General features: G+C 58.9%; 1 protein-coding gene. It reads right to left on the reverse strand.

Features of this window, described 5'->3' with window-relative positions; translation table 11 throughout:
* On the reverse strand, window positions 1-855 hold an 855-nt coding region (gene prpD, locus A3730_RS01985; RefSeq protein WP_231883809.1), incomplete at both ends, for a 2-methylcitrate dehydratase.

The raw sequence follows: 855 nt of genomic DNA on the forward strand, positions 1-855 counted from the left end.
GTTTTCCATCACGTAAGAGCCATAACCGCGCTGGAAGCTGAATTGACGCTGTTCTTCCGGCTTGATGGCCTGGTCCTTGTTGGTCTTGCTGAACAGCACATCGTAGAACCCCCACTGGGGGGCAGTGAGCGCGCCCGGAATTCCCATTTCACCGCGCAGGGCGATATCTGCAAGACGCACCGCCCGACTGGTGGCATCCCCCGCTGCCCAGGATTTTCGTGAGCCCGCATTGGGGGCATGGCGATAAGTACGCAGTGCCTGGCCATCCACCCAGGCATGGGAGACCGCAGACAGCATCTGCTCCCGATTGCCACCCATGAGGTGTGAGACCACCGCGGTGGATGCAACCTTGACCAGCAACACATGATCCAGGCCGACGCGGTTGAAGGAATTTTCCAGCGCCAGCACGCCCTGAACTTCATGGGCCTTGATCATCGCTTCCAGAACAGCCTTCATGGTCAAGGGCGGCTCACCGTTCGCTACCCGTTTTTGTGAGAGATAATCGGCTACCGCCAGAATGCCGCCCAGGTTATCCGATGGGTGCCCCCACTCTGCAGCGAGCCAGGTATCGTTGTAATCCAGCCAGCGGACCATGCAGCCGATGTCCCAGGCCGCTTTTACGGGATCCAAACGGTACGGGGTGCCGGGAACCCGAGCCCCGTGAGGCACCACAGTGCCCTCCACTATCGGGCCAAGATGCTTGGTGCATTCCGGAAAACGTAGGGCAAGGAACCCGCAACCGAGGGTGTCGAGCAAGCAATAGTGCGCGGTTTGCCAAGCTTCTTCCGATTCGATGCGGTAATCGCGAACGTAGTCAACAATGTCCTGAATGACTTGATCGTAATCGGGTCGCAG

It is taken from the genome of Alcanivorax sp. HI0044 (assembly GCF_001634945.1).